Genomic DNA, 17,304 nt, shown 5'->3' with positions numbered 1-17,304 from the left:
AATGAGCTTTTGGCGGCCTGGAGATCACCGTGTCATTTTTATTCCATATGAACAGAACCTTAGCACTTTGGTTGGAAGTGACACATGAGAAAATAGCATGAAATAGGCGGCCCCATCGCAGGAGCCGCCTATTTTGAATCAATACCGGCCTGGACCGGTATATGGATGACCCGTGGGTCACTGGATGAATATCATCTTCCTCGTTGCCGACTGATCCGCGGTCTGAATCCGGTAGAAATAGATCCCCGATGGAACCTTGTTTCCGGATCCATCCCGCCCGTCCCAAAGGATCGATTGCATCCCGGCTTTGCGGTTCCCGTCAATCAGGTGCCGCAGGACGCGTCCTTGAATATCGTAAAGGACCAAATGCACCGGCCCCTCGGAATCCAAGGCGAACCGGATCGTCGTCGAGGATGAAGCGGGGTTCGGATGATTCTGGAAGAGGAGGAAGGGCGCGGGGCTCGCTTCCTCCGCCACGTCGCTGGTCCCTGTAAAGAGGATCTCAAAATCATCGACAGCCGCTTCTACAACGCCCCCCGTTCCAAGATCCGAGGCGATGAATTTGACCTGTATGTGATCGGTGAGGTCGACATAGTTATTGAGGATGAAATCCATCTTCCTCCAACTGCGATCGCTGGTTCCCGTGTTTTCCAGAGAGACCCAATCGGTTCCATTATCTGTTATCTGAACAATCCAAACGTCGTCTGTCGAATATCCTGTGTCGCATGAGTACCAACGATAGTAGGTCAGGTTGGCGGTTCCGGACATGGAGGAAAGGTCGATCACCGGTGAGAATAGGGTCGTCGTGCCGCCATCCACGTCGTTGGTACCCTGGGCTGAACCCTCAGGGGCGTTTCCGGTAACGAAGCACAGGACACCCGGATCGGGAGTATGATCATCTTCAGGCTGAACCTCGTATTCGCCCTCCCAGATGGCGTTGGAGTCGACCCGCTCCCAGATTCCGGTCGTCGCATCGTCACCCGGGGCGCCGACGGTCCACCCCTGATTTGTTTCGAGATCATCCATAAAGAGCTGCACCGCCGGCGCAACGAGGAAGCCGTAGTAAAGAATCGGCGCGCCCGCCGGATCGTAGGTTTCATAACCGAGGTTGTCCCGTGAGTAGATATAATACTCAACATAGGTCGTATAATCCTGTCCCGGAATCTCGCCAAGATACTCGTGGCCGGAGATGTGTGTAAGGGGCACAGGTGTCCAATCGGGGCCGCCGGTTCTGTAGAACAATGTGGCCAATGTCACACCGGTATATTCCTCGATCGTCACCGGGATCTCATACGGCCCTTCGGTATCATTTGTCGTGAGATGCTGGGTTGTCGTGATCACCGGGGCGGCGATATCAGTGAGATAGAAATCAACCGTGACCTGCTGGCCCAGGATAACCTCAACGTTATACGTCGTATCGGGATCAAAACTCGAATGTGTCGTGATCACCGTATAGATTCCTTCAGGGGCGGAGCCCGAATAGGTTCCGGCGGCGGTTGTGTTCCAGCTGGTCCCTGTTTCCAGAAGCTTTACATTGACGCTCTCGATCGGATTGTTGTTATAGTCGTTACGAACCGTTCCGGCGATTCCCCCGGTCGGCTCGGCGGTAATCGGCATAAACCGGATCGCCCGTCCGGCGGCAAGGGCTGCCGCGCCTGTCGGGTAGCTGTTCGCATAGGTATAGAGTAAGCCATCGGTCTGTGTGTGATTCTGAATCCCAACGGTAGCGTAATTCTCCCCGCTGTCATTGTTGACGATTGTTTCATATTGATAAACAATCTCGCCGTCACCGGAACTGGTTGGATAATGCGCGGGATCATAAAGGAGGACCTGGAACGTTTCTGTGGCGCCCGTATCAAAATGTCTCATCCGGCTCCATTGAACAATCCACCGGTGATTCGCGGCGTCGAATTTCTGATAGACGGCGGCGTTGCCGGTGCGGTACAAGTTATCCCAGAATACAGCCAGCATATCCTGCGGACTTCCGGCGCCGGGGATATTCCAATTACGGTAGTTGTTGAGATAGGTCGAACCCATCGCCATCCAGCCGTTTGAACAAACAGTGGCGCGGGTAAAGGTCTCGCCGTAATACATAAACGGGAAGGGAATATCGAGGGTCTTCGAATCATCCTGGTATTCGCCGAAATCGCTGAGAGAGATTTCGACGCCATCGCCGCCGTAATTCGGATCGATCTCGATCCAGTTATAGGTGGGTGCCTCGGTGTAATTAACGTCGGTATTATAAAAGGCCCAATAACCGTGGGCATCGGGCCCGATGGGGTCGCCCACAGTGCGGTTTCCGACCGTGATTTGGGCAAAGACGGTATCTTTCATCCCGCCGGAGAATTCCATATAAGCCAGGAAATGAGCTTGGTAGCCCGGGTGGGCGCCGTTGTCGGCATGCACCTCGAACAGGTCACTCAAATTATCGCCGGCCAGGCCGGCGGGGATCGATCCAAAAGTGCCGGCGGCGTCAGTCACCGTGATCAGCGGGCTGAGGGAAACGAGGGTCCCAACAGCATTCTCAGCCGTGATACCACCCCCATTGTATATCTTGAGCCTTAGTCCCGCTGTCTCTCCGGGGTCAAGGATACCGTTGAAGCCGTCTTCGACACGGAAGTCCTGGAATTGAAGATCCGCCGAGATAACCTCAACCTCAACCAGCGAATGCCAACTGGTGGCGCCGGAGCTGACTTCCAGGGCGAACTGGATGACACGCCCATGCGGACACCCAAGATCGATCGTGAAGTCAAAATCGTCGGCGCTCCATACGGACGCACCGCCCGCAACTGTGCCGAAGGCTTCATTTCCATCGGTGATCGTGATGTAGGGATCATCGGTTGTGAGGGTCGCCGTGACGCTGGCGGCGCTCGATGTGCCGAAATTCTTGACCTGAACGGGAAGCTCGATTGTCTCGCCCGGGTTCGGCAGGCCGTTGTTGTCGCCTTGGCTCTCGCCGGAAGTGTCATCATCAATGGTGAAGCTTTCAAATCCGACAAAGAGCGTTGGGTTGGTTACCGGCACGGTGGCCAAATAGGGCAGGCAATTGTGCTTGGTTACGGTTACAAGAAGATCTCCCGCCGCGTCTGTCACAATCGGAAGCTCTACTTCGCCGTTGCCGTCGGTGTATCCGACGATATACGTTTCTCCATCCTTGAGGAGGCAAACCTGCGCATCGGCCACAGGCAGGGGGCCGGCGGTTACGCTTACCGCAAGGGAATTTGCTCCTCTATAGAGAGAGGCCGGATGATTCACTGATAGTTCGACGGGGATATCTGTGAATATTTCACCCGCCGGGTCACCCATAAGATTGTTCCAGTGGCTCCATATTTGCACCTTAGTCGGTTCGCGCAGTTGATAGTTGATGTACATCTCTACCTTGCCGCGGGTCAAAGCCGCACCCATCTCGTAAAGTTCGTCGTAGAGCATTCCATGATGGATGCCGTAGTGCATACAATTGTTATACCGGGTGTGAGTTCCGGTGGTGGCGGTTCCGATAGAGCCGACGCCGCCTTTGGGCGTTATCGGATTGACGCTTCCGGCCCGCAAAAATCCCTCCGAACGCGCTGTCCCGCTGGCAAAAGAGCCGGTATCGCAGGTGATATTCACACAGAAGGGCATTTTCCATCCATTGGTTAATGAATAGGCATTACTGCTGCTCCAGCTGCTCATCCCCAGGTAACCGCGATAACTGAAAAATGTGTCCCCTTTGTTGAGCTCAGTGATCATGTCGGGAGGTACAGGTTCCGGCCAAAGTGTATCTATATCTGTATAACCCATCTCGATCAGGCGGGTTTTAATCCACTGTTGGACCGTTACGCAGCTCCAACCGGAGGGCGAGGTGTCAGCGACCAGACAGGCGCGCTTGTACCAATCCGTTTCCTCCATGTAAGGCTCGCTTTCATAGCCGACCGTTTTGGCGACGATCAGCTCGAGCTCGCTCAGACTGGCGATGGAGATCCGGCCGATATGAATATCGGAGAGGACATCTCCACCCGCCAGCAATGTATAGGGATTGTCTCCTTCTCCGTTGTAGCCGCTATACGATTCGAACCAAGTGGGGATCGCATACGTCCCATTGGCGTCTCCCACGAGGCAGACAAACTCGAGAGGCGGATCGGATGAAGCGTAGACGGTTTGAATATAGCTCAAAATATTGGCGGCGCTGGCGCCGGTTTCCGCCGTGGTTGCCAGGATCACCGGGGCTCCCTTGCGTTCCCGCCATTCAATGAGCGGCTGAAGAAGATTGATGACGGCGGCGTCGTTGGGGCAAATCAATAGATAGGATCCCGGCACGATATCGGCGCGATCAGGTTCCACGTAATTGAGGATGGTGCTGCGGTATAACTTGTTGAAGCTTGGAGTAATGCGCCGGTTGGTATTATCGAGTGAGTTGCGCAGATCAACGCCGGCGAATTGGACATCGACACGGATTCGGCGCGCGACCTTGATGATCCCTTGCGCCGGATTGTATTGAACGGGCTGGAATGTTAAAGTCACCACGCGCTGATCCCTGAGGATCGCGGGGTCACCGGTCATCGCGGCGGCGGTGGAGCCGAAATCATCGAGATCATAAGCCGCGGCATCATAGGCGAAGCTGTCCCCATCGTTTCCCTGCATCGGCATGACGCGATATCCGGTCCTTGTCTCCTCTTCCTCGATGGTCACGGAGATGTCCACCCCCGATTGATTGGGGATGGAGACAAGGCGGGAGAAGGTCGGCAGGGCCGGCCGGCCGATCTCACCGGCGAGATCGCCGCCGGGGATCGCCAGCATCTTCCATTCCGTCCCATCGATCGTGGCCGTTTCAGTGACCAGGTCGATCAGTTCGAATCGCAGGCTGACGCCGGCGTCGTCGGAATGAAGGATCTGAATCTCGGGCGTTCTGCCCAATTCACTGGTTGGGATCTCCTCGGCGAACCCCTGAATCGCGAAGAGAGCCAGGAAAAGACCGGTCAGGGTTAGAATGCCCGTCAACCACTTCTGCCCGCAAGACGCGGATCCCCCCCAAAAAGTCGCGCAAGACTTCACAACTCCTCCTTGTTTGATGGCGTAAACAGAATGGCGCCGTCCACTTTCCGGCTCGGCTCAGGAATTATCCGGGTTGGAAGGCTTGCTGTTCGCGACGCAAGGACACCCCCAGCCTTTGTGTAGAATTATACCAATCATGAGGGAGATCGACTACCTCATGATCACCATTTTCTTGGTTGCCTCATCCCGATCCGTCTTTAGACGGTAGAAATAGATACCGGGCGGTACGGATCGGCCCCTGCCGTCCAACCCGTCCCAGAGCACCGATTGCACCCCCGCATTCCGTGGACCGTCGATCAGGCGCCGCAAAACACGGCCCCGCACATCATAGATCAGGAGCTCCGCCGGTCCTTCACGATCCAAAATAAACCGGATCGTCGTTGTGGCGGCCGCCGGATTGGGGGAATTCTGGGAGAGGAGGAAAACCGGCGTGGTGCCGGTGGGGGCGGGTGTTCCGCTGATACCGGCGAAAACAAACTCCATATCATCCACACCAGCCTCTACGATACTTCCACTATTGAGGTCCGAGGCGATGAATTGCACCTGTACGTGATTTGTAAGATCAATGTACTGATTCAGATTAAACTCCATCAGCCTCCAATACCGGGCGGACTCAGAGGTATTTTCCAACTCGACCCAATCCGAGCCATTGTCGGTTATCTTGACAACCCAGGAGTCGTCAACCGCCGAACCGGTATTGTTCGTGTACCACCGATAATACCGGAGCATAACCATCCCTTCGGCGGAAGAGAGATCGATCACCGGCGAGAACAAGGTTGTCGTCCCATCATCGACATCGTTTTCGCCTTGGCTGCCGCCCACTGAACCGTTTCCGGTAATGTAACAGCGTGTTCCCGGAGTGGGCGTGTTGTCGTCCTCGGGTTGCACCGGCATGTCTTCGGCCCAGGTTCCGTTGGGATCCAACCGAATCCATATCCCGGTCGTGGCGTTATCACCGGGGGCTCCGACCGTCCATCCCTGCTCCGATTCCAGATCATCGTTGAAGAACTCGACCACCGGGACAACATAGAAGCTATACGGATCCAATGCGCCGCCCGGCGGATCGAAGGATTCGTTTCCAAGCCCGTCCCGGCCGTAAATGTAATACCCGATAAAGGCCGTGTAGTCCTGGCCCGGAATTTCCGCAAGATACTCATCGCCGGATTGATGGTTGACCGGCAGGGTTGAGTAATCGGAGCCGTTGGTGGTGTAGAAAAGCGTTAGTTCCGATAATCCGGAATACTCCTCAATGCTGACCGGGATCGGGTAGGGTCCGATCTCATCGTCGGTTGATGGATGCGTGGTCGTTGTGATCACAGGGCCGCCGACGTCGGTCAGATTGAAATCGATCGTGACAATCCCGCCTTCCTCAACCAGAACATTGTAGCTTGTGTCGGGCTCAAAGCTCTCGTGTTGGGCGACCAGGGTGTAGACACCCGCGGACGCTCCGCCGACATATGTTCCCTCCTGGCCGGTAACCCAGCTTCGGCCGTTCTCAAGGATGGTCACCATGGCGTTTTGAATCGGGGCGCTGTTCAGTTCATTGCGCACCGTACCGGTTACTGTTCCGGTAGGACCAATAGCCGCCGGCAGGAATTTGATGGCGCGACCGGCGGCCAGAGTCGCAGCGCCTAGTGGATATTGATTCCAATAAGTGTATAACAAACCATCAGAATGATCGGCATTTTCTATCCCGACAGTTGCATAGCCGTTTAAACCGTCCACGTTGGCGATGGTGAGGTATTGGAAGACGATGATACCATCTCCCGTGTCGGTTGAATAGTAGGCCGGATCATAAAAGATGACTTCGAATGTCTCTGTAGAACCATTGTAAAGGTTTCGCATGCGGCTCCACTCCACGATCCACCGATGATTCGCACTATCATATTTTTGATAGATTTCGCCGCCGCCGCTCTGAAAAAGATCATCCCAGAAAACCGCCACCATGCCGTTGGGTCCGCCGGCTCCAGGGATCGTCCAGTTTCGGAAATTTGTAAGATAGCTCGATCCCATGGCGATCCAGCCATTTGTGCACACTGTGGCCAAGGTATACGGAGTCCCATAGTAGGAGAATGGGAAGGGAATATTGATTGTTTTGGATTGGTCCTGATATTGGCCGAGATCGTTGAAATAGATAAGAGTTCCGTCTCCGCCCTCTCCCGTGTCGATTTCGATCCATTCGTATATGGGTGCTTCAGGATAGTAGGTGTCTGTATTGTCAAAGGCCCAATAGCCGTATTGATCCGGACCGATTGGATCGTCGGTGGCCCTGGTCCCGACGGTAAAATTCACATAGGAAGTGTCATGGCGACCGGGGTAGAATTCCGTCACGACCATGAAATTCGCCAAATAACCGGGAAATACCATGCTGTTCGCCTGAACCTCAAATAGGTCGCCCGTATTCTCGCCGCTGTTGCCGACGGCGATGGTCCCGAAGGAACCGGTATCGTCGGTGACAGTAATGCCGGGAGACAATGAAACAAGCGTGCCGGCAACGTTGATCGCGAGCGCTCCGGCCGCGTTGGTCAATTCAACACTGAGCTGCCCGGTTTCTCCGGGATCCAGGATCCCGTTGCCGCCGACATTGTAAAGCGTATAACCTTCGGCGACGAGTTCTGAGGAAGTCACCTCGATCATCATCAGGGATTGCCACGCATTGGCGCCGGAAGCGATATCAAGAACGCATGGAATAATGTGACCCTGGGGACAGCCCGGAGCGATAGAGATGTCGAAGTCCTCAAGGCTCCAAGCCGAGGCTCCGCCGTTGATAGTACCGAAGGATTCATTGGTATCGATGAGGGTGACAAAAGGATCGCTTGTTGTGAGGACAGCCGTCACTCCCGAAGCGTTGACGAATCCATGGTTCTTCAATTGGACACGCAGCTCAAGGGTTTCACCGGGATTGGCAATGCCGTCATAGTTGCCTGAGCTGTCTCCGGTAGTATCATCATCGATAATCACACTCTCAAAACCAATATACATGGCCGGATCCAGAATAGAAACCGTACCGAGATGCGGCTGATAATTATGTTTGGTTACCGTAACCAGCATGTCGCCGGTTGTCGTAATGGTTGTGGGAAGGATCACTTCTCCATCGGTATTTGTATATCCGGTGATATATGACTCCGTTCCCTTCTTGAAACAAACCAGCGCGTTGGCGACGGGCGCACCATGATCCGTGACGGTGACCGCAAAAGAATTTGTTCCGAGATGGTCAGTGGAGGGATACTCGACCGTTAAAGGCTGCGGCACGCCGGTCCAAACTTCACCCGCCGGATCGCCTATAAGATTGTTCCAGTGGAGCCAGGTATTAACGGTGTTGGGTTGGGAGAGGTTGTAGTTGAGATAAAACTCCACCTTCCCGCGGGATAGCGTGGCGCCCATCTCGTATTGCTCTTCGTAAAGCAGGCCTTGGAAAATACCGTAGTGCATGCAATTGTTATACCGCGTATGGGTTCCGGTTGTGGAAGTCCCGATCGAGCCGATTCCGCCCTTGGGAGCGAGAGGGTTGCCGGTTCCCGCCATGAGAAAACCCTCTGAATAGGCGGTGCCGGAGGCGAAAGAGCCTGTATCGCAGGTTAGGTTGACGCAAAACGGTAGCATCCAGCCGTTGGTCAAGCTATAGGCGTAGCTATTGCTCCAGCCGCTCATCCCATAGATACCCCGGTAGCTGAAGATCGTGTCGCCTCTGTTCAGCTTTTCCACCATCTGGGTCACGAAAGGGTTATCCCAAATGGTATCGATCTGCGCATACCCCAATTGAACCAGGCGGGTCTTGATCCACTGATTCACAACAACGGTTGTGTAGCCGGAATCATATGGGTCGCCGACAAGACAGGCGCGGGTATACCAAGAGGTGTTATCCAGGTAGGGATTGCTTTCATAATTGACCATTTTAGCGACGATAAGCTTCAGCTTGTCGAGCGTATTGAAGGAAAGCCGGCCGATATGGACATCGGGAAGGATGTCGCTTCCATCCAACTGGGTATAGGGATGGTCCCCCTCGCCGTTGTAGCCGCTGAAGGATTCTCTCCATGTGGCGATGAGGTAAGGAGAGGTTCCGTCGCCGACGAGGCAGACATATTCCAGAGGCGGGTCAGCGGAATTATAGACCCCCTGTATATAGCTCTTTATGGCGGAGGTCGATGTGCCGGTCTGAGATGTTGTCGCGAAGAGAACAGGCGTTCCCTTCCGCTCGCGCCATTCAATCAGGGGCTGGAGTTCCGCAATCACCTGTGCGTCATTGGGACAAATCATCAGATAAGTTCCGGGAACTATCTCGGCCTGGTCGGGCTCTTCATAATTGATGATGGTGCTTTTGTACAGATCGTTGAAACTTGGAGTCACGCGCCGGTTAAAATCCGTGCGGCTATTGCGCAGGTCGACGCCCGCGAAATCGACATCAACGCGGATCTGACGCGCGATCTTCAGGATTCCTTGCGCCGGGTTATATTGAACCGGTTGGAATGTCAGCGGCACAACCCGCTGGCCCGCCATGATCGCGGGATCGCCCTTCCTAACGACCGGTGTGGCGCCGAAATCGTTTCGGGAATAAGCGGCCGGGTCATAGGCGAAAACGGTGCCTTGATCCTCCTGCATCGGCATGACTTTGTGGCCGGAGAGGATCTCCTCTTCCTCGACTGTCAGGGTTATATTTAGGCCCGATTGATCGGGGATGCTGATGAGCCGGGAAAATGTCGGCAACGCGGGTTGCCCGATGTCGCCTGAAAGTTCGCCACCGGGTATGGAAAGAATGTGAAAATCAGTTCCCTCGAGGGAGACCGCCTCGATAACCAAATCCGGCAGATCAAACTGGAAGCTGACGCCCGTTTCGTCGGATTGCAAGACCCGGATCCGGGGACTTTCCGCGAGGTTTGGGGTTTCTGAGTCGGCAAAGCCGCCGCCGTGGCAAAGCAAAACGAGGAAACATCCCATCAAGAAAACGACCGAGGTGGCTTTTGCTCTCCCCGGTCGCTGTGAACTCATCTCGCCCCTCGTCCCCCTCCGTGGCGGGTTATCCGGTACGGTTCTCCCCAGAGATGGCATCCCGATCTTCACGATATTTCCTCCATGGCGCGACACGCCATAAATGTATAAAAGAATGTATTGTTTTCCGTGGCGGGGGTGAGTTCTGAAGATTCGCGACGCCAGGACACCCCGGTCATTTTGTAGGATTATATCATTCCGACGGGGTTGTGGCAAGGGAGAGCCGGGGTCTCCTAAAGGCACAGGGCCCCGGCTTTACGACCGGGGCCCCGCGAGAGGCGTGAATGATTTTGATCCTATTTCAAGAAGATCATCTTTCTCGTGTCGGATGTCGCGCCGGCCTGGAGGCGGTAGAAATAGATACCGGAGGGCACTTTGTTTCCCAGGCCATCCATTCCATCCCACAGTACCGACTGCAGCCCCGCGGTACGCGGGCCATCGATCAAATGGCGGAGGACTCGGCCCTGGATATCATAAACAACCAGCTTCACCGGGCCGTCCGCTCCGAGCGCGAAGCGGATCATCGTGGATGACGACGCCGGATTCGGTGTGTTTTGATAGAGCGCGAAGGTTTCGCCCGGCAGCTGGATATCGGGCGCGCCGGCGGTCCCAAAGATCGTAATCTCGACATCATCAATACCGGCTTCAACAATCCCGCCATCGCCCAGATCGGAGGCGATGAAACGGATCTGAACCTGGTTGGTGAAATCGATGTAGTCACCCAGGTTGAACTCCATCAGCGTCCAGTTCCGGTCGCTGGTGCTGAGATTTTCGAGATAATGCCACTGGGATCCATCATCGGTGATGACCGCAACCCAGCTGTCGTTTGTCGTCGAGCCGGAGTCATTGGAGTACCACCGGTAATAGGTCAAGGTGATCTCGCCGATCTGGCCCGAGAGATCAATGATGGGGGAGATCAAGGTCGTGGTTCCGCCGTCAACATCATTATCACCCTGCCCGCCGCCCACAGCCGCGTTCCCCGTGACGAAACAGGTTACGCCCGGAGCGGGCGTGTGATCGTCTTCCGGCTGAATCTCGTCCGCGCCGTTGTAGGTGCCGTTGGGATCGACGCGTTCCCAGATCCCGGTCGTCGCGTCGTCGCCGGCGGCTCCGACCGTCCAGCCCTGATCCGCCTCCATGTCGTCGAAGAAGAGCTGTATCGTCTGGATGACGAAGAAGGCATAGGTGTCACCGGGCGCACCCGTGGGATCGGTGGATTCCAATCCGAGAGCATCGCGGGCATAGATATAGTATTCGACGTATGTTCCATAGGCCTGTCCCGGTATCTCGCCGACATATTCATTCCCCGTTTGATGCGCCAAGGGTGCGGATTCGAAACTCGTTCCTTCTGTTCTATAGTATAGAGTCGCTTCGGTAAGCCCCGAGTACTCCTCGATGGTGACCGGTATGACATAGGGCCCGTTCGGATCGCTTGTGTCGGTGTGCAGTGTCGTTGTGAGAAGCGGGCCCGCGATATCAGTGAGATAGAAATCAACCTGCACCTGCTCGCCTTCCACAACGGCGACGTTGTAGGCGGTGTCAGGTTCAAAGCTCGGGTGGGAGGCGATCACCGTATAGGTCCCCGGCGCCGTGTTGCCGGAGTAGGTCCCATCGGCTCCGGTCACGAAGGTATCACCTTCCTCGACAATCATCACAGAGGCGTTCTGAATCGGATTATTATTCAAATCATTGCGGATGGTGCCGGTCACCGTGCCGGTTGGGCTCGCCTGTACCGGCAGGAAGCGGATGGCGCGGCCCGAGGTCAATGGGGCCGCCCCGGCCGGATAATCATTCCAGAATGAATAAAGCAGCCCGCCGGTGTGGTTATAGTTTTCGATGCCGACCGTGGCGTAATTATCGCCGCTGTCGACATTGGCGATGGTCTCATACTGGAAAACGATCTCGCCGTCACCGGTGTCGGTGGGATAGTAGGCGGGGTCGTAGAGGATCACCTGGAATGTCTCGGTGTTACCGCCGCTGAGATTTCTGACGCGGCTCCACTCAACGATATACCGGTGATTGGCGCTGTCATGCCACTGGATGATCTTGTTGTTGGTGCTATAGAGATCATCCCAGAAGGGGGCGATCATGGCGTTGGGGCTACCGGCGCCCGGAATCGTCCAGTTCCGGTAATTGACAAGATAGGTCGAGCCCATTGACATCCAGCCGTTGGAACAGACCGATGCGCGGGGATAGCTTGTGCCGTAGTAGGTAAAGTTAAAGGGGAGATTCACCGTTACAGTTTTGTCATCGTACTCGCCGGAATCATTCAGATTAAGAGCGGTGCCGCTTCCGCCGTAGGCCGGATCGATCTCGATCCAGTTGTAGGTCGGCGCCTCGGGGTATGATGTGTCGGTATTGTCAAAAGCCCAATAGCCGTAACCATCCGGACCGATCGGATCGTCGCTGCTGCGGGTTCCGACGGTCAATGTCACAAACGCGGTATCCTGCCTTCCTCCTGAGAAGGATGCCACCACAAGCAGACTGGCTTGATAACCGGCATAGGTGTTTCCGTCTGCGGAGACCTCAAAACGATCGCCGGTATTCTCAACCGTACTGCCGACATTGATCGTGCCGTAACCAGCCGAGGCGTCCAGCACGCTGACCATGGGGCTCAGTGATATCAGGTTTGCTGTAACGCCGGTCGCGGCGGAGCCGCCTTCATTTTTAAGCGCGATGCTGAGCTGTCCGGTTTCACCCGGATCGAGAACCGAGTTGCCGACATTATACAATGTTATACCCTGCGTCACCAACGCGGATGATGTGACCTCCAACTCCAGCATAGAATGCCAATGGTTGGCGCCGGATGACACCTCGAGGCTGAACCGGATGATATGGCCGTCGGGGCAACCGGACGCGACCGTAAAATCGAAGTCATCAAGGCTCCAAGCGCTGGCGCCCCCGCCGATTGTTCCGAAGGACTCAAAGGCATCGGTGAAGGTGACATTGGGATCATTTGTCGTGAGCTGAGCCTCAACGGCTGAGGCGGAGATAAAACCGAAGTTCTTGAGCTGGACGCTCAACTCGATGCTTTCGCCGGGGTTGACAACGCCATCGTTGTTTCCACTGCTGGTTCCCGAGGTGTCGTCGTCGATGTTTGAGCTTTGAAGGCCGACCATCATCGCGGCGTCGATAATGTTGAATGAACCGAGATGAGGCTGGTAGTTGTGCTTTGTTGCCGTCACCAGCACCGCGCCATTTGAAGCGGCGGTGATAGGGAGTTCCACCTCGCCTGAGGCGTTGGTATAACCCGTTTCATAGATCGACCCGGCTCTCTTCAAGCAGACCAATGCTCCGGATACCGGGAGGGGTCCATCCGACACGGTGACGGTGAAGGAATTCGTGCCCTGAGTGACGTTGGCGGGATAAGAAACCGACATGAGGCGCGGCACGGCGGTCCACACCTCACCCGCCGGGTCGCCCATGAGATTGTTCCAATAGGACCAAATGGTGACATGGTTGGCATCATGCGCCTGGTAATTCAGATACATCTCCATTTTGCCGCGGCTCAGCGCGGCGCCCATCTCGTACATGTTATCGTACAGCAGTCCTTGGAAAATGCCGTAATGCATGCAATTGTTATAGCGAGTATGTGTCCCTGTCGTTGCGGTGCCGATGGAGCCGATGCCGCCGCGGGGGGCCCCGACACTACCCGCCAACAGAAAGCCTTCGGAGAAGGCGGTGCCGGAGGCGAACGAACCGGTATCACAGGTGATATTCACACAGAAGGGCATCTTCCAGCTGTTGGTCAGGGTATAGGCGTTGCTGTTGCTCCAGCCGCTCATGCCCCACCAGCCGCGATAACTGAAGACCGTGTCGCCGCGATTGAGCTTCTGGACCATGCCGGAGACGTAGGGTTCATACCAAATGGTATCGACTTCGGTATAGTTGTTCCGCAGCAACGCCGTCTTGACCCACTGGTTCACATAGACGGCGCTCCACCCGGTCTGCGTATCCCAATCCCCGCAGACGCAACCCCGCGTATACCAATCGGTTTCATCCATATAGGGTGTGCTTTCATACCCGACCATCTTCTCGACAATCATCTCAATTTTGCTCAAATCGCCGAAGGTGAGACGTCCAATGTGGACATCAGCCAGAATATCGCCGCCGTCCAACTGGGTATAAGGATGATCCCCCTCTCCGCCGTAGCCGCTGAGATTTTCGGTAAAGGTTGGAATGGCGTAGGTTCCGTTGGCGTCTCCCGCGAGACAAACATACTCGAGCGGCGGATCAGATGAGTTGTAAACAGATTGAATATAATTCTTGATGCTGGTTGTGGACGTACCCGTGACAGCGGTCGAAACCATGATCACAGGGGTACCCTTGCGATCGCGCCAGTCGGCCAGCGGCTGAAGCCGGCTCTCGACGCCGCTTAAATTGGGATAAATAATCATATAGGTTCCGGGCTGAATCAGGCTCTGGTCCGGTTCCTCATAGTTGATGATCACACTGCGGTAAAGATTATCAAAGGAAGGTGTGATGAGCCGGTCGCGAGAGGGGCTCGCATTGCGCAGGTCAACGCCTGCGAACTCAATATCGACCCGAAAACGGCGGGAGATTTTCAAAATGCCTTCCGCCGGATTGCACTGAACCGGATGGAATGTGATTGGAATAACCCGCAAATCACGAAGAACCGCGGGGGCGCCCTCTTTCGCCAGCGGCACGCTGCCGAAATTGTCCCGGCTGTATGCGGCGAGATCATATGCGACGACCTCGCCGTCAAGCGCCTGCATCGGCGCGACACGATAACCGCTCAGCAGTTCCTCTTCCTCGGAGGTCACGCTTAGTGAAACGCCGACATTGTTCGGTACCGCCACCAGGCGTGTAAAGGTCGGCAGGGCGGGCGATCCGATGCCGCCGGCCAGCTCGCCGCCGGGGATGGCGATCAGATGGAAGTCCGTCCCCACCAAAGAAATCTGCTCAATTGAGAGATCCTGCAACTCAAACAGGAAACTGACGCCGGAATCATCGGAACGGAGAACCTGGAATTCGGGCATCTTTCCAGCGCTCCGGCTCGGTTCCTCGGGAGACGTTCCGGCGGCGCCTGATCCCGCCGCGGCCGCGAAAATCAAGCAAACAGCCAAAAGAAAGGGGGCAACCTTAGGGGTTATCCCCAATACGAAATCGCGCCTATTTCGGGAGTAAGTTGTTGAATTCATTGATGCAGGCCCTTCTGGTGGGAATCGGATTTCGCTGTTTACGGCGGCATCCGATTGCGTTAGTGAATTGCCAAAGAGACAAATTTATTATATTATATAAAGGGGTTGTTGAGCAAGAGGTGTTGTCGTCGGCGGATTCATCCAGGAAGGTTCAGTGTCCTGAGTGCTGCGCAAGATCCGCTCTTGGAAGATCTCTTCAACCTTGGTTTCTATTTATCACTGGAAACAGTGTCATTTGAGGCAGTGTCACTGGAAACAGTGTCACTGGAAACAGTAGAGATACTCTAACTGTCTAACGGATTGGAATATTTCATTCCGCTTGGATCTTTCCGCGGGGGATCAACCATGAAGAGACATTTGGTTTTAATAGCCGTCTTTATAATTATCACGGCTCCTGCCTGGGGCGATACGTTCACCGTACCGGTTCCGTATCCGACCATCCAGTCCGCTGTGGACGCTGCAAGCTCGGGCGATCTTATCCTGATTGATGCTGGAGTCTACAGCGATATAACACATACGGTTCCTCCGGACACGACCCGCTCTGTCGTCATCCCGATATCCGGGATTACGATTCGGGGCGCCGGCGCCGGACTGACAATCATCGATCCATTGCATCAGGGGCGCGGGATTCACTGTGAAGGCGTGACGGATGTGGTGATCGAAGACCTGACGGTGACCGATGCCTTTGCGCAGGTTTATGCTCCTGGGATTCTTATCAGGAATAATTCCACCGCAACGATAAATAATTGTGATGTTTCAAATAATGATGACGGCGGAATCATCGTCTACGGCTTTTCCACGGCGTATATTAACGACTGCACAATCAACGAGAATGTGGCGAAACAGGGGGGTGGTTTGGCTGTTGAAGAAGACAGCTATGCCGAGGTGACCGGGTGCGAGTTGAGCAGAAATATCTCACCGAGCGGCGGCGGCCTTCTTATTAAAGCGCGCTCCACGGGCATTATCAGCTTTTGCGAAATCAACGAGAACGAAATTGATTTCCCCAATGGAAGCGGCGGCGGCATTAATGTTATCACCAGCGACCTGACCCTTCTCGATTCCGAGGTTATGAACAACACCTCTGACGGCACCGGCGGCGGAATCGCCTGTCGCGATGAATCGACGCTGGATCTGCAGCGATGCCGTATTCATGGAAATTCCACGACCGCGGCCTATGGTCCCGGCGGCGGCCTCTTCGCCGATTACTCGTCGCTAACTATGGTTGATTGCCTTGTGACACGCAATGAAGTCGAGGGCGACGGCTCCGAGGGCGGTGGTCTTTTCTGCCTCCTGGCCAGCCCCATTTCGATCACGCAGTGTACATTCGCCGCGAACAAGATTTGGGAGGAAGAGGAAAATTTCGGCGGCGGGATCTATCTCGACTTCACATCGCCGACCATCACAAAATCGATTATCGCCAATAACGATGGATACGGTATCTACTGCTACAACGGCAGTGTCCCCGTTGTTTCCTGTACCGATATCTATGGCAACCTCGATGACAACAGTATCTGCGGCACCGATGCCGGCGACAACTTCTCGCTTGATCCTCTCTTTTGCGATATGCCAACCGACAATTTCGGTATCGAGACAACCTCTCCATGCGCCGCGGGGAACCATCCCAATGGCGGTGGGGCCTGCAACGGCGACCGTCTCGGCGCCCGTGATGCCGGCTGCACCGACAGCGTCGAAGAGGGCGGCGTCGTTACCGGGCTCTTCCTCGCGAACCGGCCAAATCCTTTTAGAACAACCACAACGGTTCACTTCCAGTTGAACAAGGCGGGTGCTGTCGGTCTGCGGATTGTCGATGTGACGGGCCGCCAGGTTCGCTCTCTCGTCAACCGGAGTTTACCGGCGGGGATGCATACCAGCGTCTGGGATGCAAAGGATGATGCGGGAGATCCCGTCGCCAGCGGCGTCTATTTCTATCTCCTCACCACCAACGGCGAAACGCAAACCCGGCGTATGGTTTACGCCCGATAGGGTTGTCGTCATTGTCATGGTAGGTCTATGGACGGGCCGCGCGCGAAAGCGAGCGGCTCGTCAACGTGTGGCATCTATTCTTCAAGGATGGTAGGCTCACCCGATAGAAGGCTCATCGAATTAAAGACTCACCGATGTGTGG

The 17,304-nt window shown here is 55.3% G+C and carries 4 protein-coding genes; 1 reads left to right on the top strand and 3 read right to left on the bottom strand.

Features of this window, described 5'->3' with window-relative positions:
* Positions 1-177: 177 nt before the first annotated feature.
* The 3 genes from KJ970_15605 to KJ970_15595 form a co-directional block, all read right to left on the bottom strand.
* Positions 178-5,031, bottom strand: a complete 4,854-nt coding sequence (locus tag KJ970_15605) for a T9SS type A sorting domain-containing protein (GenBank protein ID MBU2692348.1) — start codon at positions 5,029-5,031, stop codon at positions 178-180.
* A gap of 150 nt (positions 5,032-5,181) precedes the next feature.
* Entirely contained in the window at positions 5,182-10,017 is a 4,836-nt protein-coding gene (locus KJ970_15600) for a carboxypeptidase regulatory-like domain-containing protein (GenBank protein MBU2692347.1), read from the bottom strand.
* Positions 10,018-10,313: 296 nt separating this feature from the next.
* Positions 10,314-15,179 (bottom strand): carboxypeptidase regulatory-like domain-containing protein, encoded by a 4,866-nt coding sequence (locus KJ970_15595; GenBank protein ID MBU2692346.1) that lies wholly within the window; start codon positions 15,177-15,179, stop codon positions 10,314-10,316.
* 345 nt (positions 15,180-15,524) lie between these two features.
* Between KJ970_15595 and KJ970_15590 the strand changes: the two genes are divergently transcribed.
* Entirely contained in the window at positions 15,525-17,162 is a 1,638-nt protein-coding gene (locus KJ970_15590; GenBank protein ID MBU2692345.1) for a right-handed parallel beta-helix repeat-containing protein, read from the top strand.
* Positions 17,163-17,304: the final 142 nt, after the last annotated feature.

The organism is Candidatus Eisenbacteria bacterium (assembly GCA_018831195.1).
In the GTDB taxonomy this organism is placed as follows: domain Bacteria; phylum Eisenbacteria; class RBG-16-71-46; order CAIMUX01; family JAHJDP01; genus JAHJDP01.
The sequence above is the reverse complement of the archived record's forward strand: the minus strand, read 5'-3'. Positions and strand labels throughout refer to the sequence as shown.

Excerpts from the sequence above, each read along its gene's own strand:
- KJ970_15595 (MBU2692346.1), bottom strand. The coding sequence starts at position 15,179 with ATGAATTCAACAACTTACTCCCGAAATAGGCGCGATTTCGTATTGGGG.
- KJ970_15600 (MBU2692347.1), bottom strand. The coding sequence starts at position 10,017 with ATGAGTTCACAGCGACCGGGGAGAGCAAAAGCCACCTCGGTCGTTTTC.
- KJ970_15590 (MBU2692345.1), top strand. The coding sequence starts at position 15,525 with ATGAAGAGACATTTGGTTTTAATAGCCGTCTTTATAATTATCACGGCT.